Consider the following 25687-nt stretch of genomic DNA (forward strand, 5'->3'; position numbering starts at 1 on the left):
AGGTTCTCGGCTGAGTTGACAGTAACCCCCTGTCAGTTCCCCGTGGACTATTCGCCAGGGTTCGCCAGGGCCCGCCCCGTGGTTCGCCACCTGCCGCCGGGTGTCAGGTAGGAATGCGCCTCCCCGACCCGGTTCACCGGCGGAACTCCCCAGGGTGAAGCACGGGATCCGGCGGGGAGGGGTACGCAACTCGTCGGCGCACGAAGGGAACCGTAGAAGCCATGTACGCAGCAACGTCCTCCGTGTCCGCCCCGGTCCGTCCGCACCGCACCCTCCAGGCGGGGGGCGGCGGCATCTCCCTCGAACCCGGCCGTCAGCCCGTCCCGGCGCAGGGCGCCGTACGGGCGCGGCGGATGCCGGCGGCCGGATCGCAGCCGTTGAGCGGAAGAATCGACCTGTCCGGGCCGCAGGGTGCGCAGCTGCGCACCGCGCTCGCGTCGGTCCAGCGGATCTGTCCGGAGTTCGCCCCGGTCCAGGTGCTGCGGCGCAGCGGCCGGTCGGTCCTGCTGGTGGGGACGACAGGCCGGATGACCGCGGTGGCGAAGGTTTTACTGGACCACTCGCCCGAGTGGCGCGAGCGGTACCGGCACGAAATAGCGACGTACCGGACCTTCGTCCGGCACCGCCCGCCGGTCCGTGTGCCCCGGCTGATCGCCGCCGACCCGGAGAACTGCGTCCTGGTCGTCGAGCGGATGGCCGGCCGGGTCGCCGCCCTCCAGCGGCATCCCGTGGAGGCACCTCCGAGGACCGACGTACGGGCGGCGCTGGGCGCGGTGTGCCGGGTCAACCAGTGGCGTCCGCCGGCCGATCTGTTCGGGCACCCCGTGGACTACGCGCGGAGGATCTCCCGGGACCACGACCTGGGGCTGCTGACCGACCGGGACTACGGCGACCTGCAGAAGCTGCTCCACGGGCTGCGGATGGCGGGCGTCCCCTGGCAGTTCAACCACGGTGACGCGCTGCTGTCGAACCTGCTGCTGTCCCCGGCCGGTCCGGTGATGCTGGACTGGGAGCACGCGGGCTGGTACCTGCCGGGCTACGACCTGGCGACGCTGTGGGCGGTGCTGGGTGACGCCCCGGCGGCCCGCAGCCAGATCAGCCGGCTGGCGCAGTCGGCCGGGCCGGCCGCCCGGGACGCCTTCCTGGTCAACCTGATGCTGGTGCTGACCAGGGAGATCCGGATGTGCGAGACGGCCGTGCAGCGCTCGATGCTGGCGGCGCCCGCGACCCAGCCGCTGCCCGCGGGGGCCGTCTCCTCGGGGGAGGAGCAGCGCCTGCTGCTGCGCCGCCTCCACGACGACGCGGGCATGGCCCGCAGAGCGGTCCGGGCGGCGGTCGGCACCCGCTGATCCCGCCTCCTCCCCCGCGCTCCGAAAATCCCGTGGTCCCCCCACCTGGTGGGGGGACCACGGGATTTCGGCCGTTCGGGGCGATCGCCCCGGCGCGCGTGCCTTGACATCACATGATCCCCCGAACACCTTTTCTGACTCAGCACCAGGAGACCGGACCCGCCCCTTCCCACACCACTGGAGCCCGCCCATGACCGAGGCCGTGTCCACGTCCGCGAGCGCCGACCCGGCGCGCCCCGCCCTCCCCTCCCGCCGGACGGTGCTCGCCGGGGCGGGGGCCGGGGTGTTCGCCTCCGCCGTGCTGCCGGGGGCCGCCGCACGGGCCGACGGGGCCCCGCTCGGGGAGTACGACGTCGTGGTGGTGGGGTCGGGGGCGGCCGGGATGACCGCCGCGCTCACCGCCGCCGGGCGCGGGCTGAGCGTGCTGGTGGTGGAGAAGGCCCCGACCTTCGGCGGTTCGGCGGCGCGCTCCGGGGCCGGGATCTGGCTGCCGAACAACTCGGTGATCCTGGGCGCGGGGGTGCCGGACACCCCGGAGAAGGCGGCGCGGTACCTGTCGGCGGTGGTGGGGCCGGACGTGCCGGCCGACCGGCAGCGGGCCTTCCTGGACAACGGCCCCCGGATGCTGGACTTCGTCATGGCCGCCAGCCCGCTGCGGTTCCGCTTCATGGACGGCTACAGCGACTACTACCCGAACCTGCCGGGCGGCCTGCCGAACGGCCGCTCCATCGAGCCGGACCAGATCGACGGCAACGTCCTGGGCGCCGAGCTGGCGCACCTGAATCCGGCGTACATGCCGGTGCCGGCCGGGATGGTGGTGTTCAGCCAGGACTACAAGTGGCTGAACCTGGCCGCGGTGACCGCGAAGGGCCTGGCGGTGTCCACGGAGTGCCTGGCTCGTGGGACGAAGGCGGCGCTGCTGGGCCAGCGGCCGCTGACGATGGGGCAGGCGCTGGCCACGGGGCTGCGGGCCGGACTGATGCGGGCCGGGGTGCCGGTGTGGCTGAACAGCCCGCTGGTGGACCTGGTCCAGGAGGGCGGGGCGGTCACCGGGGTGGTGGTGGAGAAGGAGGGCGTGCGGGGTGTGGTCCGGGCCCGGCGGGGCGTGGTGGTCGGCTCGGGCGGCTTCGAGCACAACGCGGCGATGCGGGAGCGCTACCAGCAGCAGCCGATCGGCACCGGGTGGTCGGTGGGCGCGAAGGAGAACACCGGCGACGGCATCCTGGCGGGGCAGCGGGCGGGCGCGGCGCTGGCGCTGATGGAGGACGCCTGGTGGGGACCGTCGATCCCGCTGCCCGGGGAGCCGTACTTCTGCCTGGCGGAGCGGACCCTGCCGGGCGGTCTGATGGTCAACCGGGCAGGGACGCGGTTCGTGAACGAGGCCGCGCCCTACAGCGACGTGGTGCACGTGATGTACGAGAAGGACCGGGCCGCCATGGGCTCCCACATACCGGCCTGGCTGATCGTGGACCAGAACTACCGCAACCGGTACCTGTTCAAGGACGTCCTGCCGACGCTGCCCTTCCCGGACGCGTGGTTCGACGCGGGCGCCGCGAGGAAGGCGTGGACCTGGGACGCGCTGGCCGGGCAGATCGGGGTGCCGGCGGCGGCGCTGCGGGCGACGCTGAACCGCTTCAACGCCCAGGCGTGGAGCGGCTCCGACCCGGACTTCCACCGCGGGGACACGGCCTACGACCACTACTACACGGATCCGAACGTGACCCCGAACTCCTGCCTGGCGCCGGTCTGGGCCCCGCCGTTCTACGCGTTCCGGATCGTGCCGGGCGACCTGGGGACCAAGGGCGGCATCGTCACCGACGCCCGGGCCCGCGCCCTGCGGGCGGACGGGTCGGTGATCCGGGGCCTGTGGGCGGCGGGCAACGCGAGCGCGGCGGTGATGGGGCACAGCTACGCGGGGGCCGGGTCGACGATCGGGCCCGCGATGACCTTCGGCTACGTGGCGGCGAACGACATCGCGGACACCGCCTGAGGGCGCGGCGGCCCCGGAGGGTCAGCCCTGCTGGAAGAGCTCGGCGGGGAGCGGCTTCAGCAGCGCGTAGAGGTCGTCGGTGATGGGGCGGTCCCAGCTGGCGATCGTCACGAGGACGTTGTCGCTGCGGTCGAACTGGACGCAGGAGATCCGGCCCTCGGAGAGCTTGACCTTGCGGACGATGAGGAGGTTGTCGCCCTGCATGACGGGGCAGTCCTCGGTGCCGGTGACCTCGACCTCCTCGTCGTTCTCGAGGGCGTCGAGGAGCTGGGCCACCTCGAAGGGCACCTGCCCGTCGGCGAGGTCCCGGGCCGGGGACCCCTCGGGGAGGTTGCCGATGATCATCGCGGGGCCGCGGCCGCCGAAGAGGTCGTAGCGGAGGAAGACGCCCTGGCAGCTGCCGTCGGGGGCGGGCAGCAGCCCGGCCCCGAGGTTGCCCGGCCAGTCCCCCGGGTCCATGGCCAGGACGTCGAAGTCCGGGCCGGCGGGTGTGGCGGCGCGGTGGCGGCGGAGGAAGGACATGCGGCCCATGGTACGTGGCCGCGCGGGTTTTCCGGCCCCGGGGTGCTCCGGCCGCCGGGGCGGGGCCGAAGCGTCGCAAAACATCCCGGACCTGCGGGTATGGGGTGTCCATCCGCCATACTCCTTACTGCGCGGCCGGCTCCCGGCCTGCTCTTTTTCCTGCCGCCACGGGCCCTCCTGGCTGTATCTTGCTGTCGGTCCCCGCCACCCGTCCGCGATCGTTTTCGAATCGGCGACTACGATCCGCAGGTGGGGATCAGGTGGGGATCTCGACGGCCGGGGGGCCGACCGCCATCCCGGGCGCACAGGCGGCCTCGGACGTAGGGGAGCACGACGGATGACCGTTTCTGCTGGCGATCCGCCGCTCCCCCTCGCCGTGACGCTGGAACGGATACGCGTGCGCGCCGCGGAGAGGGGTCTGGACGTGGAGGCCCTCCTCGATCCGCGGAGCCTCTCGGAGCGGGCCGGCGTCCCCCTGGAGGTGACGGCGGCCCTGCTGCGCGGCGAGGAGGTTGCCGAGCCGGCGGCCGGGGGGACCGAGGAACGGGTCCGGCGGCGGGCGGCGTTCCTGTACGCGGTCTCCCGCGACACCGGCGGCCGCCCCTACCGGGTGGCGGACATCGCGGCCACGATCGGCGCCCCGCCCCGGTGGGTCGACGCCCTGGTGTCCGGGCGCAAGCCCCCGCACCTGCGCCACTGCAAGGCCTTCGCCGCCTTCTTCGGCCGTGAGCCCTCCTTCCTGACGGACCCCCCGGCCCAGGCCGTGAGCCGGGCCCTGCGGCCCACCCTCGAATCCCTCGACTACCGATCGGGCAACCTGATGGCAGACCTCGTGGACCAGTACGGCCTGGTCTCCGTCTCCACCCGCGGAAGACCCCTGACCCGTACGCAGGAGGCCCTGCTGCTGGGCATGATCACGGGGATGCTGTCCGCCGAGCGGCACGCGGGGGTGGGCCGGTGAACCTGTCCCGTTCGATGCGCAAGCTGTGCACCCTGCTGACCTCCTCGCTCGAACTGGAGTCGCCGGCGGATCCGCAGGCCCTCTTCCGCGCCCTGTGCGACGCCATGAGCCGCACGCGCGGCGGGCGGCCCATCGTCCTGCGCTTCGAGCGCTTCCCCACCGAGCTGACGACGTCGGGTCTCTGGCTGAACATGGAGAAGTACGACATCGTGGTCGTGGAGAAGTACACGACCCCGGACCACCAACTGGTCATCCTGGGGCACGAGCTGTGGCACATGAACGCGGGCCACTGCGGTGAGCACGGCCACGGCCGCCGGGCGGCCGACGCGGCCCGGTCCCTGCCGGACGCCTCCTCGCTGACGTACGCGAGCGTCGCCGCCCGCTCCCACTACGAGGACGCCCAGGAGATAGAGGCCGAGCGGTTCGGTCTGATGCTCGGCGACCGGTGCCGCCCGTGGCTGGCGCGTGACGAGTCCCCCGGTGCCGTGCGCCGGGACGGCGTGGCGGGCCGGATCGGCAGCGCCCTGGGCTACCGCGGGCCGATCGGCTGACGTTGACCTCGGACAAGTACTACATCCCGTACCTCATTCCGGCGGCGATCCTCACGCTGGCCCTGGCCATCCGGCTGCCGGTGATCATGAGGTTCTGGCGGATCGACCCGAACGTGCGCTCCCTGGGCGGCCTGCTCCTGCTGGGCTCGGCGGTCTTCTACTTCGGGCGGCCCAAGACCCTCGCCCTGCTCAACAGCTCGACGGGCGTCAGCAACTTCGCGGCGCCGCTGGTCTACTCGCTGCTGACGATGTTCTGCGCCTCCTGCCTGGTCATGGTCATCCACTGGCGCGGGGGCGATCCCCGGCGGGTGCGGCGGACCATCTGGACGATCTGGTCCGTGTACGCGTCCGTGGTCGCCGGTCTGTGGGTGACGTTCGCCTTCGCCGACGTGCCGGTGGAGCGGCTGCGGGACCTGGACACCTACTACGCCAACACCCCCTGGATGCGCGAGCACATCCTGCTGTACCTGGGGGCCCACACGGCCGCCTGCCTGGTCACCGCGACGGTCATCCGGAGCTGGCTGCGCGAGGTGGCGGGCTGGCTGCGGGCGGGTCTGGTGTTCCTGGTCGTCGGGTTCGTCCTGAACCTCGCCTACGACGCCGTGAAGCTGATCGCGGTGGTGGCCCGCTGGACCGGGCACGACCTGGACTGGCTGAGCACGTACGTGGCCCCGCCCATCGCGTCGGTGTGCGCCCTGTTCGTCGCGGTGGGCTTCATCCTGCCGCACGCCGGCCAGGCGGCGCAGGTGCTGTGGACGGACTACCGCCAGTACCGCTCCCTCGCCCCGTTCGTGCGGGAGCTGGAGGGGCTGGACACCGGCTCGCTGCGGCTGCCCCGGCGGACGCCGCTGAGCCGGCGCCTGGTCCAGCGCAGGACGCTGATCAGCGACGGGCTGCTGCGGCTGCAGCCGTACATGGACCCGGGGGTCCGGGGGCGGGCCCTCGCCGAGGCCCTGGCCCGCGACGAGGCGCCCGACCGGGCCGCGGCGACGGCCGACGCGGTGGCGGTGGCGGTGGCGGTGCGCAGCCTGCGCCGGGGCGTCCCGGCGGTGGCGGGGGCGGTGGCCGGGGCTGTGGCCGGTCCGGGGGCTGTGGCCGGGGCCGGCGCGGCGGGGCCGGGCGGTGTTGCGGCGCGGGGGGCGGACGGGGTCCCCGTGCCGGGGTCGGCCGGGGGGCCGGACCTGGTCGCGGTGGCCCGGGCCCTGCGCCGCTCCCCCGTCGTCGGCTCCTTCCGCGAGCGGTCCTGAGACGTCCTTCGGCGGTTGCAGGCCTGCTGCGGGCCGCTGCGGCCGGTTCAGGCCGGGGGGACGAGGGTGAACCAGTGGTCCAGCAGGGCCGGGTCGCCGGTGACCTCCAGCGCGCTGGCGGGGATGCGCTGCCAGAGGAACAGGGTGAGGTCGCCGGCCGTGCCCGCGGCCTCGACGGCGACCGGGCCCGTCCCGCCCGGCTCCACGCGCGGCACGTCCCCGGCGAACTCCACCGTCCAGGACTCCGGGCCGTCGGTGCGGCGGAAGCGGTAGTGCTCCCCGGCGCCCGCCGGGGCGGGCTTCCAGCCGCGCCGGGCCGGGACCATGACCTCGAAGGTCTGGGCCACCGCGTCGGCGGCGAAGGCCGGTTCGAAGGGCGCCGGGTCGCCGGTGACGGACTCCGCGTCCCAGCGGTGGACGGCCTGTTCGATGGTCTGCACGCGCATCCAGAAGCCGCTGGTCCGCTCGGCCGACCAGCTCCACACCGGGACGTCCGGGCCCAGTTCCTCCAGTACCTCGGCCAGTTGCCGGGCGGCGTCCGCCGACCAGTCGAGCAGTTCCCCGGGGACGGGCCCGCGGTACGGGGTGGCGTCGTGCCGCGGCCAGGCGGCGCGTACGGCCGGGTCCTCGGGGAGGTCGTAGAGGGCGGGGTCGGCGGGGTCGACGGGTTCGGTGTGGCGGCCGCGGAGGATGTGGGTGAGGTAGTGCTGGACGCTGCCGAGGTGTCCGGCGAGGTCGGCGAGCGACCAGCCGGGGCACGAGGGCACCGGCGGGCTGTCCCTGGCCCCGTCGGCCGCCCGTCGCAGGGCCTTGTCGTAGGCCGCGGCCTCGCTGCGGAACACACTGAGCCTGGTGGGGTGGTCCATACCGTCCACTGTGCCGGAGAACGCGTGTCGTGGGGGCTGCGTCGCGGTGGGGTCGGGGGCGGGGGTGGGGTTTGGGGCGGGGCGCAGCGGACAGCCGCCTGGTGAGGCACCCCGACGTGCCGGTCAACGGCCGGCCCCGGCTGAGCGCGGGGGCCGTGCCCCGATCCGGAGGCGAAGGATGGACGTGAACCACGGGCACGAGGACCCCGGACGCGGCGGCGTGCCGCTCCCGGACGTGGGGGCGATGGTGGACGAGCACGGCCGGCCCCCCGGTGTGCCCTCCCGGACGGGAACGGGTGCGGGCGCGGCCGCCGACCCCGCGCGGGTCGACGCGGCGCGGCTGCCCGAGTCGCCGCCCGCCGCGGAGGCGGAGGTGAACGTGCTGGTGAGCCACTGCGACCGGGAGGGGGCCGAGGCCGTGCTGGGCGTTCTGGCGGAGGCGTTCCCCGGGATGACCCCGCCGTCCCCGGCCCCGGCGCGGGCCGCCGCCGGTCCCGGGGCGGACCCGAGCATCTGGGCGGTGACGGTGGACGTCCGCCGCCGGGTGCCGGACGCGGGCCTGCGGGCCCGGCCGGCATCGCCCGTGCGGGCGGAGCTGGACGGCGCCGCCGAGCCGGTCCGCCAGGTCCGCGCCGTGCTGGAGCGCGCCTTCTCCGGCGAACACCTGGGCACCGTCTCCGGGGAGCACGAGCTCCAGGTGGCCCTGCGGCTGACCGCCCGCGGCGACGGGCCCGGGCCCGCCTGAGACGGCCTAGGTGAGGTCGAAGCGGCCCGCCCTGGCTCCGAGGACGAACTTGCGCCATCCGTTCGGGGCGAAGACCAGTGACGGGTCGCCGGGGCGGTCGCTGTCGCGCATCGCGATGAAGCCCTCCACGAAGGCGACCTGGAGGTCGCCCGCGCCCCGGCTGCTCGGCTGCCAGTCGGCCCCGCTGAGATCGAGCTCGGGCCTGCCCCGGTCAGCGAGGGTCCGCGTGGTCGTGCTCTCGGCCATCTGCCTGCTCCTCCCGGTACGTCGTCGTCCGGGGGCCCACAGTAGCCATCGCGGCGGGCACCGCACAGACCACGCGGCCCTGCCGTTCCGCCCAGTCGCCCGGCCCCTCCGCCCCGCTCAGCCGCCCGGCTGCTCGGCGCCGACCAGCCACATGGCGAAGAACTGCGCGCCGCCGCCGTACGCGTGGCCCATCGCCCGGCGGGCGTCCGGCACCTGGTGTTCCCCGGCCAGGCCCCGGACCTGGAGCGCCGCCTCCGCGAAGCGGATCATGCCGGAGGCGCCGATCGGGTTGGTGGACAGCACGCCCCCGGAGGGGTTGACGGGGAGGTCGCCGTCGAGTTCGGTGACTCCGGCCTCCGTGAGCTTCCAGCCCTCGCCCTCCTGCGCGAAGCCCAGGTTCTCCAGCCACATCGGCTCGTACCAGGAGAAGGGGACGTACATCTCCACCGCGTCGATCTCCCGGCGCGGGTCGGTGATCCCGGCCTGCCGGTACACGTCGGCGGCGCAGTCCTTCCCGGCCTGCGGCGAGACGAAGTCCTTGCCCGCGAAGAGCGTCGGCTCGCTGCGCATCGCCCCGCCGTGCACCCAGGCGGGGGGCCGGGGCGAACGGGCCGCGCCCGCCCGGTCGGTGAGGACCATCGCACAGGCCCCGTCCGAGGACGGGCAGGTCTCGGAGTAGCGGATCGGGTCCCAGAGCATGGGCGAGGCCTGGACCTTCTCCAGGGTGATGTCGTGCTCGTGCAGGTGCGCGTACGGGTTCTTCAGGGCGTTGCGCCGGTCCTTGTAGGCGACGAGCGAGCCCACCGTGTCGGGCGCGCCGGTGCGCCGCATGTACGCGCGCACGTGCGGGGCGAAGAAGCCGCCGGCCCCGGCCAGCAGGGGCTGCTGGAAGGGGACGGGGAGGGACAGCCCCCACATGGCGTTCGACTCGGACTGCTTCTCGAAGGCCAGGGTCAGCACGGTGCGGTGGACGCGGGCGGCGACGAGGTTGGCGGCGACGAGCGCGGTGGATCCGCCGACCGAGCCGGCCGTGTGCACGCGCAGCATCGGTTTGCCGACGGCGCCGAGGGCGTCGGCGAGGTAGAGCTCCGGCATCATCACGCCCTCGAAGAAGTCGGGGGCCTTGCCGATGACGACGGCGTCGATGTCCGCCCAGGTCAGTTCCGCGTCGGCGAGGGCGCGGACCGCCGCCTCGCGGACCAGTCCGGCGAGGGAGACGTCGTGCCGGGCGGCGACGTGCTTGGTCTGTCCGACACCGACGACGGCCACCGGTTCCTTGCCGGACGCATCGGATCCGCTCATGCTCGGTCCCCTTCCAGGACGGCGACCAGGTTCTGCTGGAGGCAGGGGCCGGAGGTGGCGTGGGCGACGGCCCGGTCGGACTCCCCGCGGTGGATCCGGGCGGCGGCCTCGCCGATGCGGATCAGTCCGGCGGCCATGACGGGGTTCGCGGCGAGGGCGCCGCCGGAGGGGTTGACGGTCACGCCCTCGCCGAGGCCGAGCGCCTTGCGCAGGACGACCTCCTGGGAGGAGAAGGGCGCGTGCAGCTCGGCCGTGTCGACGGGGCCGTCGAAGAGGCCGGCGCGCTCGGCGGCGGTCCGGGTGGACGGGGAGTCGGTGAGGTCGCGCAGGCCGAGGCCGTGGGCCTCGATGCGGTGGTCGATGCCGGTGATCCAGGCGGGCCGCTCGCACAGCCGGCGGGCGGTGTCCCCGGCGGCCAGGATGACGGCGGCGGCGCCGTCGCCGATGGGCGGGCAGTCCCCGGTGCGCAGGGGCGCGACCTGGTAGCCGCCCTGCGGGACGGTCCCGCGGAGCTGGGCGTGCGGGTTGCCGGCGGCGGCGGCCCGGCTGCGGGCGCCGATGGCGGCGAGGGCGGGCTCGTCGGTCTCGCCCGCGTCGATGAGCGCCTGCGCCTGGAGGGCGGCCAGGGCGACCGAGTCGGGCCAGAGGGGGGCGAGGTAGTAGGGGTCGAGCTGGCGGGTGAGGACGTCGCGGACGGAGCCCGGGGAGGACTTCCCGTACGCGTAGACGAGCGCGGTGTCGGCCTCGCCGGTCTGGATCTTGACCCAGGCCTCGTAGAGGGCCCAGGCGCCGTCCATCTCCACGTGGGATTCGGAGATGGGGGGCCAAGCGCCGACGCCGTCGAGGGTCATGGTGAAGGAGAAGGCCCGGCCGGCGAGGTAGTCGCTGGAGCCGGAGCAGGTGAAGCCGATCTCGCCGGTCTTCAGGCCGGTGGCGGCCAGCACCTGGTGCAGGACCGGCATGACCATCTCGACTTCGCTGAGTTCGTCGGTGCGGCGCAGGTGGTCGCTCTGGGCGAAGGCGACGACGGCCACGTCGCGTGCGTGCCTGCTCGTCCTGGGCATCAGATGAGCTCCTTGTACGCGTCGTAGTCGGCGTCGGGCTCGCCGGTGGGGCGGTAGTGGTCGGGGTAGCGGCCGCCTTCGGTCCACACGGGTTCGACGCGCAGGCCCATGCGGACCTGGTCGTAGGGGATGCCGCCGATCCGGCCGTGGAGGGCGAGGCCGGCGCCGTCGAGGGCGATGTGGGCGTACACGTAGGGCACTTCGATGTCGAGGTTCTTCGCCTTGATGTTGACGATGCAGAAGGTGGTGACGGTGCCGGCCGGGCCGACCTCGACCCGGTCGGTGGTGGCGACCCCGCAGGTGGGGCAGGCGCCGCGCGGGGGGACGTACACCTTGTGGCAGGAGGGGCAGCGCTCGCCGACCGTGCGGCGCTCGGAGAGGGCGGCGATGTAGGCGGTCTGGGCGCGGCCGGGGCTGTAGGTGTAGTCCAGGCGGGCCTCGGCGACGATCCCGGTGACGGGTTCGCCGAACACGCCGTCGTGCGGGACGGCGCTGCGCTCGTCCACGCCGCCCTCGTCGCCCTCGTCGCCCTCGTACGGTTCGAAGCAGGCGATGTCGGTGATGGCCCCGGTGCGTTCGGCCGCCCAGCGCACGCGTACCCGCATGCCGGTGCGGACGGCGTCGGGGCCCGGGGCGTCGAGGGCGTGCAGCAGGGCGGTGTCGGCGCCGTCGAGGCGGACGAGTACCCAGGCGAAGGGGGTGGCGAGGGGCTGCTGGGGGCGCGGCTCGCCGTTCCAGGCCCAGGTGGTGACGGTGCCGGTGGGTGCGACCTCGACGAGCTCGCGGAGTTCGTCGGCGGTGACGGGGTCGTACTCGACGGGCGGCACCATCACCTTCCCGGCGGACGTCCGGACCCCGAGCACGACGCCTTCGCGCAGCCCGGTGAGGAAGGCGCTCTGGACGGGCCCGAGGGACCGGGTGAAGGGGAACTCGACGACGAGGGGCGCACGCAGCACCTCGGGCGGGGACGCGGCAGTCATGGGTGGTCTCCGATGCTCGAAAGGTACGAAACGGGGGACGCCGGGGGGGGCGCCGGGGGGCGCAGCCCCGCAGGGGTCCAGGGCGCAGCCCCGGGGAACGGGGGAAGGGCGGGTAGGGGACCGGCCCCGCAGGGACGCCGCTCCCCCGAGGGGCCCGTCAGGCCCGCCGGTACGCCGGCTCCCGCTTCTCCGCGAAGGCCCGCGCCCCCTCCTTCGCGTCGGCGGTGTCGAAGACGGGCCAGCCCCGGGCCAGTTCGGCCGCCAGCCCCTCCGTCTCCGTCATCTCGGCCGTCTCGTAGACGGAGGCCTTCACCGCCTCGACGGCCAACGGCCCGCACGCGTTGATCCGTTCGGCGATCTCCAGCGCCGCCTCCAGCGCCGTCCCCTCCGGGACCACCCGCCCCACGAGCCCGATCCGCTCCGCCTCCTCGGCCGAGTAGGGCCGCCCGGTGAGCAGCATCTCCAGGGCGTGCGTGCGCGGGATCTGCCGGGGCAGCCGTACCGTGGAGCCGCCGATCGGGAACAGCCCCCGCCTGACCTCGAACAGCCCGAAGGTCGCTCCGGCGCCGGCGACCCGGATGTCGGTCCCCTGGAGGATCTCCGTGCCGCCCGCCACGCAGTAGCCCTCGACCGCCGCGATCACCGGCTTGCGCGGCCGGTGGTGGCGCAGCATCGCCTTCCAGTGGAGGTCGGGGTCGGCCTTGAGCCGGTCGCGGTACTGGTCGCCCGCCATGCCCTTCCCGGCCAGCGCCTTGAGGTCCATTCCGGCGCAGAAGTCCCCGCCCGCGCCGGTGAGGACCACCGAGCGGATCCCGTCGTCCGCGTCCGCCTCCAGCCAGCCGTCGTACAGCCCAACGAGCAGCGGAAGCGAGAGGGCGTTCTTCGCCTCCGGCCTGTTCATCGTGAGCACCAGCGTGGCGCCCTGGCGGTCCACGGTGAGGTGTTCCGTCCCACCCATTGCCGTCCTCCCGTCTCGAGACCTAGAACAGGTTGCAGGAGGGCAGGGAGCAGTACAAGGGTTTTCTGACGCCCAGTCAGTTTTTTGGCACGCGCCCTTCCCAGTTGCGCCGGGCGCGGCTCTAATGACCGCCGAGCAGACCGGCCGCCCGGTCCGGGTCAGGAGGAGGAACGGTGGAGTACAACCTTGCCGACCTGTTCGAGTCGGTCGTGGACGTGGTGCCCGACCGCGAGGCGCTGGTGTACGTGGACCACCCGGGGACCGGCGCCGAGCGCCGCCTGACGTACGCCGAGCTGGACGCGGCCGCGAACCGCGTCGCGCACCACCTCGCGGACAGCGGCCTGACCCCCGGCGAGCACGTGGGGCTGCACCTCTACAACGGCGTCGAGTACCTCCAGACCGTGCTGGCCTGCCTCAAGGCCCGACTGGTCCCGGTGAACGTCAACTACCGGTACGTGGAGGAGGAGTTGGTCTACCTCTACAACGACGCCGACCTCGCCGCGCTCGTCTTCGAGGGCGAGTTCACCGAACGGGTCGCGGCCGCGCTCCCCCGGACCCCGCGGCTGCGCCACCTGGTCCGGGTGGGCGCCACGCCGCCCGGCGCGCCGGAGCCGGCGATCGCGCCGGTGGCGTACGGGGACGCCGAGGCGGCCGGGTCCCCGGAGCGGGGGTTCCCGCCGCGCAGCCCCGACGACCTGTTCATCATCTACACCGGCGGCACCACCGGCATGCCCAAGGGCGTGATGTGGCGGGCCGAGGACCTGTTCTTCGCCGGGCTGTTCGGCGGGGAGCCCTCGGGAGAGCCCGTCAAGCGGCCCGAGGAGCTGGCGGAGCGGGTCGCGGCGCGCGGCGCCGGCCTGACCTTCTTCCCCGCCCCGCCGCTGATGCACGGCACCTCCACCCTCACCTCGTTCATCGCCTTCAACTACGGCCAGCGGGTGGTGATCCACCGCAAGTACGCGCCGGAGGAGGTGCTGCGCACCATCGAGAAGGAGAAGGTGTCGAGCGTGTCGCTGGTGGGTGACGCGATGCTCCGGCCGCTGATCGACGCCCTGAACGGGCCGCTGAGGGGGACGGACCTGTCCTCCCTGTTCAGCGTCTCCTCGTCCGGGGCGATCATGTCGGAGTCGGTGCGCGCCGAGTTCCAGCGGCTGGTGCCGAACGTGGTGCTGCTGAACAACTTCGGCTCGTCGGAGTCGGGTTCGAACGGGCGGGCCACGGACGACTCCGGCCCGGAGAAGGGCTTCCGGCTCCAGGTCAACGACCGTACGCAGGTGGTGGACCCGGTGACGCACGAGCCGGTCGCGGTGGGCGTGCCGGGACGGCTCGCGCAGCGCGGGCACGTTCCGCTGGGCTACTACAACGACCCCGTGAAGACGGCGGAGACCTTCTTCCGGAAGGGCGCCGAGCGCTGGGTGCTGCTGGGCGACATGGCGACGGTCGACGAGGAGGGCATCGTCACCGTCCTCGGACGGGGCTCGCAGTGCATCAACACCGGGGGTGAGAAGGTGTACCCGGAGGAGGTCGAGCAGGCCCTGAAGTCCCATCCGGACGTGTACGACGCCCTGGTGGCGGGCGTCCCGGACCCGACCTGGGGCAATCACGTGGCGGCGGTGGTACAGGTACGCGCGGGGGCGCCGGAACCCACGCTGGAGGAGATCCAGCGGCACTGCCGGACGCGGCTGGCGGGGTACAAGGTCCCGCGCCAGTTGGTGGTCACCCCGGCGATCCAGCGCTCACCGAGCGGCAAGGCGGACTACCGCTGGGCGAAGGCGGTGGCCACGGAGGCGGACGCGGGCGCCTGAGCGGGCGGCGGGCCCACGGGCCCGCCCGCCGTCCGGTGCCGTCGCCCGCCCTCCAGCCACGCGCGGACCTCCTCCCGGAACTCCCGGTCCTCGCCCCTCGCGGCGAGCCACTCCACCTGCCACTCCAGAGCACGCAGGACCCCCGGGGGCGGGGGGATGCGGACCGGTCAGGTGCCCGTCGTCAGGAAGTGTTCGACCCGGCCCGCGAAGCGGGGGGCGTCGTCCAGCCAGGGGAAGTGCGCGGCGCCGGGCTGGACGTCGAGGACGCCGGCGGGGAAGATCTCCGCCAGTTGCGCCGCGAGGGCCGGCGGCGGGCTGCCGTCCAGTTCGCCCGCCAGGACCAGCACCTCCCCCGTGAAGCGCCCCAGGGCTGCGCGGGTCGCGGGCGGGTCGAAGGCCCCGTCGGCGGCGAAGGCCACCGAGGCCTTGTCGTTGCGCTCGGCTGCCCCGGCCGCGTGAAGGGCCCGGGCGGCGTCGTCCCAGCGCCCGTGGAAGAGGGGGGCGGCGAGGTCCCTGTCACCGTCGGCGCCCTCGCCCGCCAGCAGCCGCCGGAGGGCCTCGGCGGCCGAGTCGTACGGCTCGCCGGCGGGTCGCAGGCCGGCCGCGCCCAGGTGGTGTTCGGCGGTGATGGAGAGGCCGACCGCCCATGGGGTGGGGGTGACCAGGACGAGGCGCCCCACCCGGTCGGGGTGCGCGGCCGCGTACAGCATGGCGAGGTTGCCGGCCGCCGAGTGGCCGAGGAGGTCCAGGCGCTCCAGGCCCAGGTGGACGCGGAGCGCCTCGACGTCCGCCACCTGGTGGTCGACGCGGTACGTGGCCTCGTCCGCCGGTGTCGCGGAGTCGCCCGTGCCGCGCAGGTCGAGCCGGACGAGCCGGCGGCCGGCGGTCAGTCCGCCGAGGTCGCCGAGGTAGCGGGAGGCCCGCATGGCCCCGCCCGGCAGGCAGATCAGCGGCTCGCCGTCACCCTGGACGTGGTAGGCGAGTTCGGTCCCGTCGTACGTGGTGAATACATGCATGGACCCATCCCAACAGACGATCACTCGTTCGAGTCATTGATTTGCTGGTCGGGCTCGGGCAATCTACCGAATGAACGTTCGGTTGGGATGGTTGGTCCTCGGTGAGGTGACGGCAATGGCGGCGCACTCGGAACCCGGCAACGGCGAAGATCAAGGAGGATCCGGAGGCCCCGGAGGACTCGGGGGGCGGGCGGTGCGGCAGGACGCGGGCGGGCCGCGCGACGAGGCGGAGCGGCTCGGCCCCGACGAACTGGCCGCGCTCCAGCTCAAGCGGCTGCGGGCGACCCTGCACCGGGTCTACGACCGCGTGCCCTTCTACCGCGAGGCCTTCGACAAGGCGGGGGTGCATCCCGACGACTGCCGCTCCCTCGCCGATCTCGCCCTCTTCCCGCTCACCACCAAGGCCGACCTGCGCGGGCAGTATCCCTTCGGGATGTTCGCCGTCCCCCGCACCGACGTCCGCCGGCTGCACGCCTCCAGCGGGACCACCGGCCGGCCCACGGTGGTGGGCTACACCGACGGGGACCTCGCCGCCTGGGCGGATGTCGTCGCGCGGTCGCTGCGCGCGGCGGGCGCCCGGCCCGGCCAGATCGTGCACATCGCCTACGGGTACGGCCTGTTCACGGGCGGCCTCGGCGCCCACTACGGGGCGGAGCGGCTGGGCTGTACGGTCGTCCCCGCCTCCGGAGGCATGACGGACCGCCAGGTCAGACTGATCCAGGACCTCCGGCCGGAGGTCATCATGGTGACCCCCTCCTACATGCTCACCCTGCTGGACGAGATGGAGCGCCAGGGCATCGACCCGCGCTCGACCTCCCTGCGCACGGGGGTCTTCGGCGCGGAGCCCTGGACCGAGGAGATGCGCCGGGAGATCGAGGACCGGCTGGGCATCGACGCCGTCGACATCTACGGCCTGTCGGAGGTGATGGGACCGGGCGTGGCGCAGGAGTTCGCCTCGCACAAGGACGGGCTGCACATCTGGGAGGACCACTTCTACCCCGAGGTGATCGACCCGCTGACCGGTGCGGTACTGCCGGACGGCGAGCTCGGCGAGCTCGTCTTCACCTCCCTCACGAAGGAGGCCATGCCCCTGGTCCGCTACCGCACCCGGGACCTGACGCGGCTGCTGCCGGGGACGGCCCGGCCCGCGTTCCGCCGGATGGAGAAGGTCACGGGCCGCAGCGACGACATGATCATCCTGCGCGGGGTGAACCTCTATCCGACCCAGATCGAGGAGATACTCCTGCGCATCCCCGCCCTGGCCCCGCACTTCCAGCTGCGGCTGACCCGCGAGGGGCGGCTGGACGCCCTCACGGTACGGGTGGAGGCGCGCCGGGAGGCCGACGCCGGTCAGCGCAGGGCCGCGGCCGCGGAGCTGGGGCGGGCCGTCAAGGAGGGGGTCGGGGTGTCCGTCGGGGTGGAGGTGGTGGAGCCGGAGAGCCTGGAGCGCTCGGTCGGCAAGATCAAGCGGATCAAGGACCTGCGCGAGAGCGTGGAGGTCCCGGAGGGACACTGAGGCGGGGAGGGCGGGGAAGGGCGGACCGGGCAGGCCCGGCGAGGGGGCGGCGGACCCGGACCCCGGGGCTGTGCCGGGGCACGTCGGCCGGTCGGCGGCGCCACCCCTTCGGCCCCACTTCGGCGCGGCTTCCGGGACCCGCCGGGCCGGGCCGGGTAGGGGATGGGGTGTGACCTCGATCTTCCGGCAGCTGCACGACCGGTTCCTGGCCTCCCCCGCCGGGCTGGCCTGGAGCAGGGGCCGCGAGATCGAACTGATGCACCGGGCGATGGGCTTCGCCGCCCTCGGGTTCCTCACCCTCGTGCCCCTGCTGGTGGTCGTGGCGGCGGCCGCGCCGGGCAGCGGCTCGGGTTTCGGCCGCTGGCTGGGCCAGGCCCTGGGGGTCACCGCCTCCTCCCGGGCCAAGGTCGAGCTGCTGTTCGGGGCGGCCGACCTGGCCCTGGAGCGGACGACGGCCTTCGGACTGGCGGCCCTGGCGGTGTTCGGCCTGACCTTCGGCTCCGCCGTGCAGACCGGCTACGAGAAGGTGTGGGACCTGCCGACGGCCCGCTGGCACACCATGTGGCGGCACGTGGTGTGGCTGGCCCTGCTGGTCTGCTACCTGGCACTGCTCGTCGGTATCCCGGCGCCCTCCGCCGACGCGGCGGGGGCGGTGGTGGGCACCATCAGCGACCTGGTCGGTACCTGCCTGTTCTTCTGGAGCTCCGGACGGCTGCTGCTGGGCGGGCGGGTGCGCTGGGCCGCCCTGTTCCCCGGAGCGGTGGCGACCAGTGTCGGACTGCTGGGCCTGCGGGTCTTCTCGCAGTTGGTGTTCTCCCCGCTGATCGCTTCCAACGCGGTGACGTACGGCCCGTTCGGCACGCTGCTGGTCGTCCAGTCCTGGCTGGTCGGTGTCGGATTCGTGGTCTACGGAGGGGCCCTGGTCGGCCGTCTGACGCACGAGCACCTCACCCTGCGCCGGCTGCGGTCCGGCGGAGTCCTCAGCTCCGGCGAGGACCCCTCTCATGATCCGGGACAGGGGTGAGCACGGCGGGCGCGAACATGGCAGGATCACGCCGTACCACTCACAACACCGTTTGGTACCAGGGGGATTGATGTCTGCGCAGGAACTCGGCGCCGGGCGGGTATGGCTGATCACCGGAGCGTCATCGGGCTTCGGACGGACCCTCGCGGAAGCCGCGCTCGCGGCCGGGGACACGGTCGTCGCGACGGCCCGCCGGCCCGCCGCCCTGGACGACCTGGCCGCAGCCCACCCGGAGCGGCTCGTCCCGGTGGCGGCGGACGCGACCGACACGGCGCGGGCCGAACAGGTGGTCGCCGAGGCCGTGGACCGCTTCGGCCGGATCGACGTCCTCGTCAACAACGCCGGCCGGGGCCTGATCGGAGCGGTCGAGGAGACCTCCGAGGCCGAGCTGCGCGATCTGATGGAGCTGCACTTCTTCGGCCCGGCCGCGCTGATCCGCGCCGTGCTGCCGCACATGCGGGAGCGCAGGTCCGGGGCGATCGTGCAGATGAGCAGCATGGGCGGCCGGCTGTCCTTCCCGGGCGTCGGCGCCTACTCGGCGACGAAGTTCGCCCTGGAGGGCCTCACCGAGGCACTGCGCGGCGAGGTCGCGCCGTTCGGGATCAAGACGCTGATCGTGGAACCCGGGGCCTTCCGTACGGGATTCGCGGGCGGCGCCGCGCTCCAGCAGTCGGCCGGCGTGCTGCCCGCCTACGCGGACACCGTCGGCGCGGTCCGCAGCGGACTGCCCGACAGCGACGGCAAGCAGCCCGGGGACCCGGTCAAGGCCGCCGCCGCGATCCTGGCCGCCCTGGACGCGCCGGAGACCCCGCTGCGGCTGGCCCTGGGCAACGACGCCCTCGACGCGATCCTCGCGCACGCCGACGCCGCCCGCGAGGAGGCCCGTACCTGGGAGCCCGTCAGCCGGGGCACCGACTTCGACGCCTGACCGCGCACGACAGGCCGGACCCCGCACGGCGCGGGCCCGGCCTCCGGCGGGGCGTCAGGCGGCGCCGAGGCGGTCGCGGAGCTTCCGCTTGAGGATCTTGCCGCTGGCGTTGCGCGGCAGGGCGTCCACGAACAGGACCCGCTTGGGGGCCTTGAAGTGGGCGAGCCGTTCACGGGCGTAGGTCATCAGCTCGGTCTCCGTGACCTCCCCGCGCGGGACGACGACGGCCGTGACCGCCTCGATCCACCGCTCGTCGGGGAGGCCGACGACGGCCGCCTCGGCCACGCCCGGATGGGTGTAGAGCACGTCCTCCACCTGCCGGGAGGCGACGAGCACCCCGCCGGAGTTGATGACGTCCTTGACCCGGTCGACGACCGTGAAGTAGCCCTCCGTATCCCGGACGGCGAGGTCACCGGAGCGGAACCAGCCGTCCCGGAAGGCCTTGCGGGTGGCTTCGGCGTCGTTCCAGTAGCCCAGGCACAGCTGCGGCGAGCGGTACACCACCTCCCCCGCCGTGCCGTCGGGGACCTCGGCGCCCTCCTCGTCGACCACCTTCGCCTCCACGTGCGGCACCGGCCGCCCGCAGGACTCCATCCGCCCCTCGTGCTCCTCCGGTCGCAGCACGGTGGCCAGCGGGCCGATCTCGCTCTGCCCGAAGCAGTTGTAGAAGCCCAGCCCCGGCAGCCGCTCCCGCAGCCGCTCCAGGACCGGGACGGGCATGACGGAGGCCCCGTAGTACGCCTTGCGGAGCGCGCCGAGTTCCCGCCGCCCGAACTGCGGGTGGTTGGCGAGGGCGATCCACACGGTCGGCGGTGCGAACAGGCTGTCCGCCCGGCCGGCCTCCACCAGGTCGAAGACCTCCTCGGCGGCGGGCCCGTCCAGGACGGTGTTGTCCGCGCCCACCGCGAGGTAGGGCAGCAGGAACACGTGCATCTGCGCCGAGTGGTAGAGCGGCAGGGAGTGCAGGGGGCGGTCCCCCTCGGCCAGGTCCAGGGCGGCGATGGCGCTCTCGTACTCGTGCGCCAGTGCCCGGTGCGTCATCATCGCGCCCTTGGGCAGGGCCGTGGTCCCCGAGGTGTACAGCAGCTGCACCACGGCGGAGGGGTCCGAGGAGGCCTCGTGGGGCCGGGGTTCGGCCAGGTCCGCCAGGAACGAGCCGGGGGCGTCGCGCAGCGCCCGTACGGTGTGCCCCTCGGGGATCCGGTCGGCGAGGCCGGGATCGGCGAGGACCAGGGCGCTCGCGCAGTCGCCGAGGATGTGCGCGAGGTCCTCGCCGGTGAGGTTCTGGTTGATCGGGACGTGTGTGAGCCCGGCCCGGGCGCAGGCGAGGAAGGCGATCAGGTAGGCGTCGGAGTTGTGGGCGAAGGCGGCGACGCGGTCCCCCGGCGCCAGTCCGTGGCGTTCGCGCAGCACGGCGGCGCCGGTGGAGACCGCCGCGTCGAGTTCCGCGTACGTCCAGGTCCGCTGCCGGTAGCGCAGGGCCGTCCGGTCGGGGTGCCGCCGCGCCGCGGCCCGCAGGAGTCCGTCGACCGTGTGGTGCCGTACTGGCGTCATGGCGCGATCCTCTCCCCACCGCGCCGCCCGGTCAAGATCGGTGCGGCGGGCTCCCAGCCGGTTACGGGCTGACGGCGAGGAAGAGGTATGCGGCGAGCAGGACGAGGTGGACACCGCCCTGGAGGAGGGTGGCGCGGCCGGGGACGAGGGTGAGGGCGCCGACCACCACGGTCAGCGTGAGCAGCACCATGTGCGTGGGGCCGAGGCCGAGCAGCAGCGGGCCGTTGAGCCAGATGGAGGCCAGGGCGATGGCCGGGATGGTCAGGCCGATGCTGGCGATGGCGGAACCGTAGCCCAGGTTGAGGCTGGTCTGGACGCGGTCGCGGCGGGCGGCACGGACGGCGGCGAGGGTCTCCGGGGCCAGGACGAGCAGGGCGATGATCACACCGACGACCGCGTGCGGCAGGCCGGCGTCCGCGACGCCCTTCTCGATGGTCGGGGAGACCGCCTTGGCGTTGCCGACGACCGCGACGAGGGCGACGAGCAGCAGGCCGAGGCTGGCCAGCGCGGCGCGGGCGGTGGGCGGTTCGGCGTGCTCGGCGCCGCCGTCGGGGGTGTTGGCGGTGGCCACGGGCAGGAAGTAGTCCCGGTGGCGGACGGTCTGGACGGCGATGAACAGCCCGTAGAGGGCGAGGGAGGCGACGGCGGCGAAGGTCAGCTGGGCGCTGGAGAACTCGGGGCCGGGCTTGCTGGTCGTGAAGGTCGGCAGGACCAGGCTGAGCGTGGCGAGGGTCGCGACGGTGGCCAGGGCGGCGCCTGAGCCCTCGGCGTTGAACACGGCGACCCGGTTGCGCAGGGCGCCGACGAGCAGGGACAGGCCGACGATGCCGTTGCAGGTGATCATCACGGCGGCGAAGACGGTGTCGCGGGCGAGGGAGGCGGTCTTGTCGCCGCCGTCGGCCATCAGGGTGACGATGAGGGCCACTTCGATGACGGTGACGGCGACGGCGAGGACGAGGGAGCCGAAGGGCTCGCCGACGCGGTGGGCGACGACCTCGGCGTGGTGGACGGCGGCGAGGACCGCGCCCGCCAGGCACAGCGCGACCACGCCCACCAGGCCTCCGGGCAGATCGCGGCCCCAGCTGAGGACGAGCGCGACGAGCGCCGCCACGGGGACCAGGAGGGTCCAGTCGGTCAGGGGGGATCTGCGCGTAGCCGTACTCATGTCTGCCAAGTTGCCAGACCGGCCGCCCGGGTGCGGCGCAAGGCGCGCGTCCGGGGCCCCTGAGTGGTACTTCTCACGAAATTTCGGACCTGCCCCCGGGCCCGCCCGGCAGACCTCCGGGGCTTCCGGACGGTCCCCGGATGACTCATGATCCGTACATGACGAGCGACCGTACGAGACGAGTGGAACTGATCGAGGCCACGGAGAGCGGGGGCCGGTTCGAGGGCCCGGCGACGGGCGACGAGCGGCCGATGCTGCTGTCGATGCTGGCGGCCCAGCGCACGACGCTGGAGCTCAAGTGCGCCGGGCTGGACGAGGAGTTGTCGCGGCGGTCGGTGGAGCCGTCGACGCTCTCGCTGCTGGGCCTGGTCCGCCACCTGGCCGATATGGAGCGGCAGTGGTTCCGGCGGGTGCTGGACGGGCAGGACGTGGTGCCGCGCTTCTCCTCGGCGGCCGATCCGGACGGGGACTTCGACGGCGCGGTGTCCGGTCCGGGGGCGGCGGCGGAGGCCTGGGCGGCCTGGCGCGAGGAGGTGGAGTTCGCGGAACGGTTCGCCGCCGGTGCTCCCGGTCTGGACGTCGAGGGGGAGTCCCCCTGGCGGGGGAAGGTGTCGCTGCGGTGGGTGCTGATCCACATGATCGAGGAGTACGCGCGCCACAACGGCCACGCCGATCTGCTGCGCGAGCGGATCGACGGGACCGTCGGCATGTGACGGGCGAGCTCCGTCACACCGCCCGTTCGCGGCCCTCCCAGTAGGGGTCGCGCAGGTGGCGCTTGTAGAGCTTGCCGTTGGGGTCGCGGGGCATCGTCTCGATGAAGTCGACCGACTTCGGGCGCTTGTACCCGGCCAGCCGCCCCTCGCAGTGGCGCAGGATCTCGGCGGCGAGCGCCTCACCCGCCTCGAAGCCCTCGGCCGGTTCGACGACGGCCTTGACCTCCTCGCCCCAACCCTCGTGCGGGATGCCGAAGGCCGCGGCGTCCGCGACCGCCGGATGGGTGAGGAGGGCGGACTCGATCTCGGCCGGGTAGATGTTCACCCCACCCGAGATGATCATGTCGATCTTGCGGTCGCGGAGGAAGAGGTAGCCCTCCTCGTCGAGCAGGCCGAGGTCGCCGACGGTGAAGAAGTCGCCGATGCGGTTCTTCTTCGTCTTGCCCTCGTCCTTGTGGTAGCTGAAGCCGCCGGTGTTCATCTTCAGGTAGACGGTGCCGAGTTCGCCGGCCGGCAGCCGGTTGCCCTCGTCGTCGAAGATGGCGAGCTCGCTGATCGGCCAGGCCCGGCCGACGGTTCCCGGCTTTTTGAGCCAGTCCTCGGCGGTGGCGAAGGCCCCGCCGCCCTCGCTGGCCGCGTAGTACTCCTCCACGCACCGGCCCCACCAGTCGATCATCGCCCGTTTGACGTGGTCGGGGCAGGGGGCGGCGCCGTGGATGGCGTGCCGCATGGAGGAGACGTCGTAGGCGTCCTTCGTCTCCTGCGGCAGGGCGAGCAGGCGGTGGAACTGGGTGGGCACCATGTGGGTGTGCGTGCAGGCGTGCCGGTCGATCAGCCGCAGCATCTCCTCCGGGCCCCACTTGTCCATCAGCACCAGCGGGTGGCCGATGTGCAGGGACGCGCCCGCGAACTGGAGCACGGCCGTGTGGTAGAGCGGCGAGCAGACCAGGTGGACGTTGCCGTCGAAGGGGCGGATCCCGAAGATGCCGAGGAACCCGCCGAGGTAGGTCTCCTCCGGAAGCTTGCCGGGCAGGGGGCGGCGGATGCCGCGCGGGCGTCCGGTGGTGCCGGAGGTGTAGTTCATGACCCAGCCGAGCGTGCGGCCGGCCGGGGGCTCGGGGCTCTGCCCGTCGAGGAGTTCGGCGTAGGGGCGGAAGCCCGGCACGCCTCCCACGGCGTAGCGGCGGTCCCCGGGCAGTCGCGCCTCGTCGGCGGCGGCGGTGGCGGCCTCGGCGAAGCGCTCGTGGGCGATGAGGACCTTGGCGCCGGAGTCGGCGACGATCCAGGCGATCTCGGGGCCGACGAGGTGGTGGTTGACCGGGACGAGGTAGAAGCCGGCCTGGGAGGCGGCCAGGTAGGCGGTGAAGAACTCGACTCCGTTGGGCAGGACGACGGCGAAGGAGTCGCCCTCCTCCATCCCGGCGGCGCGCAGGCCGTGGACGAGGCGGTTGGCGTCCGCGTGCAGCCGCCCGGCGGACCACTCCTCACCCTCGGGGGTGACGAGGACGGTGCGCGCGGGGTCGGCGACGGCCTGGGCCCAGAAGCCGTTGGGGGGCTGGTCGGTCATGCTGCTCACACCTCTCAAGGCCTTCCGGCGATGCGGTTGATGCGGTCGATGGCGCGCTCGAAGCCGGCGGTGAGCTCGTCGAAGACGGCCTGGACGCTGCGTTCGCTGTTCATCCGGCCGACGATCTGGCCGACGGGGGTGCCGAGCAGCGGGCGCACCTCGTACTTCTGGATCCGGGAGACGGCCTCGGCGACGAGCAGGCCCTGGAGCGGCATGGGCAGGGCGCCGGGGCCGGCCGGGTCGTCCCAGGCGTCGGTCCACTCGGTGCGCAGTTGGCGGGCGGGTTTGCCGGTGAGGGCGCGGGAGCGGACGGTGTCGCCGGAACCGGCGGCGAGGAGCTTCTCGGTGAGGGCGCGGGAGTGGAGTTCGGCCTCGGTGGTGGTCAGCCAGAGCGAGCCCAGCCAGACGCCCTGGGCGCCGAGGGCGAGTCCGGCGGCGATCTGCTCGCCGCTGCCGATGCCGCCGGCGGCCAGGACCGGGAGCGGGGCGACCGCCTCGGCGATCTCGGGGACCAGGACCATGGTGGCGATGTCCCCGGTGTGGCCGCCGGCCTCGTAGCCCTGGGCGACGACGATGTCGATGCCGGCCTCGGCGTGGCGGCGGGCGTGTTTGGCGCTGCCGGCGAGGGCGGCGACGAGGACCCCGTGGTCGTGGGCCCGGGCGATGACGTCGGCGGGCGGGGAACCGAGGGCGTTCGCGAGGAGTTTGATGGGGTAGTCGAAGGCGACGTCGAGCTGGTTGCGGGCGACCTGCTCCATCCAGCCGGTGATCCGCCAGCCGGAGGCCTCTCCCTCGGCGAGCTCGGGCACCTGGTGCTTGGCGAGGGTGTCGCGGACGAAGGCGCGGTGCGCGGCCGGGATCATCGCCTCGATGTCGGCTTCGCTGATGCCGTCGACGGCCTTCTTGGCGGGCATGACGACGTCGAGGCCGTAGGGCTTGCCGTCGGTGTGCGCCTGCATCCAGTCGAGGTCGCGCTTGAGGTCGTCGGGTGCGGTGTAGCGGACCGCCCCGAGGACGCCGAACCCGCCCGCGCGGGTGATGGCAGCGGCGACCGCCGGGAAGGGCGTGAACCCGAAGATGGCGTGCTCGACTCCCAGTTTCTTGCTGAGCTCCGTCTCCATGCGCGTGAGGATGCCGCAGTGGGGCGGCCGAGGGAAGAGATTTTCTGATGCGGTGTCAGATTCTTCCGGGCCGCCCCGTGCGGAGGGTGCGCGGTGGAGGGGCAGATACCCAGTAGCGTGCGAACCGCCTGCGGCGTCGCGTCGGCGGACGGGGCACGGGGCCGCGCGTGACCACCGCCCGGGCACCGGCGCCCGAAGCCCCGGCCCGCCGCCGGGCGCCCGGCGCCCGGCGAGGGACGGGAGCACCGGCTGCCGCTGAGGGCCGGCCGGCGAGCGGCGAGCGGAGGAACGGCGCGCGGCAGGCAGTTCGGAGCGGACAGGAGGGCCGATCATGGCGACAGCCACAGGGGCAGACGCAAAGACGAACCACCCGTCACCCGACGACGCAACCACCCAGTCCAGAACCGGAAGCGATCCCGCCACCCAGGCCGCACCCGCCCCCCGCCACGAGGCCGAATCCCGCCCCGGGCCCGAAGCCGGGACCGGGACCGGGACCG

23 protein-coding genes are annotated in these 25687 nt (G+C 73.7%); 11 read left to right on the forward strand and 12 right to left on the reverse strand.

What is annotated here, in order from left to right; genetic code table 11:
• The first annotated feature begins 221 nt into the window (after positions 1-221).
• Together ACFY0O_RS24365 and kstD are read left to right on the forward strand one after the other, a co-directional pair.
• The gene (locus ACFY0O_RS24365) at positions 222-1349 is read left to right on the forward strand and encodes an aminoglycoside phosphotransferase family protein (RefSeq protein WP_388949906.1); all 1128 of its coding nucleotides are present in this window, start codon (positions 222-224) and stop codon (positions 1347-1349) included.
• A gap of 190 nt (positions 1350-1539) precedes the next feature.
• On the forward strand, positions 1540-3339 hold the full coding sequence (gene kstD / locus ACFY0O_RS24370) for a 3-oxosteroid 1-dehydrogenase (RefSeq protein ID WP_388949909.1): 1800 nt from the start codon (positions 1540-1542) through the stop codon (positions 3337-3339).
• Between the two features lie 21 nt (positions 3340-3360).
• Here kstD and ACFY0O_RS24375 read toward each other — a convergent pair whose 3' ends face one another.
• A complete protein-coding gene (locus ACFY0O_RS24375) occupies positions 3361-3861 on the reverse strand; it encodes a hypothetical protein (protein WP_358892228.1) in 501 nt (166 codons plus the stop codon).
• Between the two features lie 337 nt (positions 3862-4198).
• Between ACFY0O_RS24375 and ACFY0O_RS24380 the strand changes: the two genes are divergently transcribed.
• From ACFY0O_RS24380 to ACFY0O_RS24390, 3 genes are read left to right on the forward strand one after another with little or no spacing between them, the layout of a single operon-like run.
• Positions 4199-4822 carry a hypothetical protein gene (locus tag ACFY0O_RS24380; protein ID WP_388949912.1) on the forward strand — a complete coding sequence of 208 codons (624 nt, stop codon included), beginning with the start codon at positions 4199-4201 and terminating at the stop codon, positions 4820-4822.
• 14 nt (positions 4823-4836) lie between these two features.
• Entirely contained in the window at positions 4837-5373 is a 537-nt protein-coding gene (locus ACFY0O_RS24385) for a toxin-antitoxin system, toxin component (protein WP_388950058.1), read from the forward strand.
• Positions 5374-5375: 2 nt separating this feature from the next.
• The gene (locus ACFY0O_RS24390; protein ID WP_388949915.1) at positions 5376-6620 is read left to right on the forward strand and encodes an MAB_1171c family putative transporter; all 1245 of its coding nucleotides are present in this window, start codon (positions 5376-5378) and stop codon (positions 6618-6620) included.
• Positions 6621-6667: 47 nt separating this feature from the next.
• On the opposite strand, the gene ACFY0O_RS24395 is transcribed toward ACFY0O_RS24390, so the two are convergent.
• Positions 6668-7486, reverse strand: a complete 819-nt coding sequence (locus ACFY0O_RS24395; protein WP_388949917.1) for a maleylpyruvate isomerase family mycothiol-dependent enzyme — start codon at positions 7484-7486, stop codon at positions 6668-6670.
• Positions 7487-7664: 178 nt separating this feature from the next.
• Here ACFY0O_RS24395 and ACFY0O_RS24400 point away from each other — a divergent pair, with 178 nt between their 5' ends.
• The gene (locus ACFY0O_RS24400; protein WP_388949918.1) at positions 7665-8231 is read left to right on the forward strand and encodes a hypothetical protein; all 567 of its coding nucleotides are present in this window, start codon (positions 7665-7667) and stop codon (positions 8229-8231) included.
• A gap of 6 nt (positions 8232-8237) precedes the next feature.
• Here the strand turns inward: ACFY0O_RS24400 and ACFY0O_RS24405 are convergent, their stop codons facing one another.
• The 5 genes from ACFY0O_RS24405 to ACFY0O_RS24425 all read right to left on the reverse strand — a co-directional run bounded on the left by ACFY0O_RS24405 (position 8238) and on the right by ACFY0O_RS24425 (position 12781).
• Complete coding sequence (locus tag ACFY0O_RS24405; protein WP_079424222.1) at positions 8238-8477, reverse strand: DUF397 domain-containing protein; 240 nt, start codon at positions 8475-8477, stop codon at positions 8238-8240.
• Positions 8478-8594: 117 nt separating this feature from the next.
• Positions 8595-9779 carry a thiolase domain-containing protein gene (locus tag ACFY0O_RS24410; RefSeq protein WP_388949921.1) on the reverse strand — a complete coding sequence of 395 codons (1185 nt, stop codon included), beginning with the start codon at positions 9777-9779 and terminating at the stop codon, positions 8595-8597.
• The gene (locus ACFY0O_RS24415) at positions 9776-10843 is read right to left on the reverse strand and encodes a thiolase domain-containing protein (RefSeq protein ID WP_388949924.1); all 1068 of its coding nucleotides are present in this window, start codon (positions 10841-10843) and stop codon (positions 9776-9778) included. The genes ACFY0O_RS24410 and ACFY0O_RS24415 overlap by 4 nt, the downstream gene beginning before the upstream one ends.
• Positions 10843-11823, reverse strand: coding sequence for a Zn-ribbon domain-containing OB-fold protein (locus tag ACFY0O_RS24420; RefSeq protein WP_388949927.1), 981 nt, complete (start codon positions 11821-11823; stop codon positions 10843-10845). Before ACFY0O_RS24420 ends, ACFY0O_RS24415 begins: the two co-directional genes overlap by 1 nt.
• Positions 11824-11980: 157 nt before the next feature.
• A complete protein-coding gene (locus ACFY0O_RS24425) occupies positions 11981-12781 on the reverse strand; it encodes a crotonase/enoyl-CoA hydratase family protein (protein WP_358892236.1) in 801 nt (266 codons plus the stop codon).
• Between the two features lie 173 nt (positions 12782-12954).
• On the opposite strand from ACFY0O_RS24425, the gene ACFY0O_RS24430 reads away from it, so the two are divergent.
• Positions 12955-14586 (forward strand): acyl-CoA synthetase, encoded by a 1632-nt coding sequence (locus ACFY0O_RS24430; protein ID WP_388949929.1) that lies wholly within the window; start codon positions 12955-12957, stop codon positions 14584-14586.
• A 167-nt stretch (positions 14587-14753) separates the two neighbouring features.
• Here the strand turns inward: ACFY0O_RS24430 and ACFY0O_RS24435 are convergent, their stop codons facing one another.
• Positions 14754-15602, reverse strand: a complete 849-nt coding sequence (locus tag ACFY0O_RS24435; RefSeq protein ID WP_388949931.1) for an alpha/beta fold hydrolase — start codon at positions 15600-15602, stop codon at positions 14754-14756.
• 193 nt (positions 15603-15795) lie between these two features.
• On the opposite strand from ACFY0O_RS24435, the gene paaK reads away from it, so the two are divergent.
• The 3 genes from paaK (at position 15796) to ACFY0O_RS24450 (ending at position 19070) form a co-directional block, all read left to right on the forward strand.
• Complete coding sequence (paaK, locus tag ACFY0O_RS24440; RefSeq protein ID WP_388949933.1) at positions 15796-17118, forward strand: phenylacetate--CoA ligase PaaK; 1323 nt, start codon at positions 15796-15798, stop codon at positions 17116-17118.
• Between the two features lie 169 nt (positions 17119-17287).
• Complete coding sequence (locus ACFY0O_RS24445) at positions 17288-18142, forward strand: YhjD/YihY/BrkB family envelope integrity protein (RefSeq protein WP_388949935.1); 855 nt, start codon at positions 17288-17290, stop codon at positions 18140-18142.
• A gap of 70 nt (positions 18143-18212) precedes the next feature.
• The gene (locus tag ACFY0O_RS24450; protein WP_388949938.1) at positions 18213-19070 is read left to right on the forward strand and encodes an oxidoreductase; all 858 of its coding nucleotides are present in this window, start codon (positions 18213-18215) and stop codon (positions 19068-19070) included.
• A gap of 54 nt (positions 19071-19124) precedes the next feature.
• Here ACFY0O_RS24450 and ACFY0O_RS24455 read toward each other — a convergent pair whose 3' ends face one another.
• Together ACFY0O_RS24455 and ACFY0O_RS24460 are read right to left on the reverse strand one after the other, a co-directional pair.
• Complete coding sequence (locus ACFY0O_RS24455) at positions 19125-20624, reverse strand: fatty acyl-CoA synthetase (RefSeq protein WP_388949941.1); 1500 nt, start codon at positions 20622-20624, stop codon at positions 19125-19127.
• Positions 20625-20685: 61 nt separating this feature from the next.
• Complete coding sequence (locus ACFY0O_RS24460; RefSeq protein ID WP_388949944.1) at positions 20686-21789, reverse strand: calcium:proton antiporter; 1104 nt, start codon at positions 21787-21789, stop codon at positions 20686-20688.
• A gap of 158 nt (positions 21790-21947) precedes the next feature.
• On the opposite strand from ACFY0O_RS24460, the gene ACFY0O_RS24465 reads away from it, so the two are divergent.
• Entirely contained in the window at positions 21948-22502 is a 555-nt protein-coding gene (locus tag ACFY0O_RS24465; RefSeq protein WP_388949947.1) for a DinB family protein, read from the forward strand.
• A 13-nt stretch (positions 22503-22515) separates the two neighbouring features.
• On the opposite strand, the gene ACFY0O_RS24470 is transcribed toward ACFY0O_RS24465, so the two are convergent.
• Both ACFY0O_RS24470 and ACFY0O_RS24475 read right to left on the reverse strand, forming a co-directional pair.
• Entirely contained in the window at positions 22516-24069 is a 1554-nt protein-coding gene (locus tag ACFY0O_RS24470; RefSeq protein ID WP_388949950.1) for an acyl-CoA synthetase, read from the reverse strand.
• A gap of 14 nt (positions 24070-24083) precedes the next feature.
• The gene (locus ACFY0O_RS24475) at positions 24084-25190 is read right to left on the reverse strand and encodes a nitronate monooxygenase (protein ID WP_388949952.1); all 1107 of its coding nucleotides are present in this window, start codon (positions 25188-25190) and stop codon (positions 24084-24086) included.
• Between the last annotated feature and the right edge of the window lie 497 nt (positions 25191-25687).

It is taken from the genome of Streptomyces sp. NPDC001594 (assembly GCF_042893675.1).
Lineage (GTDB): Bacteria > Actinomycetota > Actinomycetes > Streptomycetales > Streptomycetaceae > Streptomyces.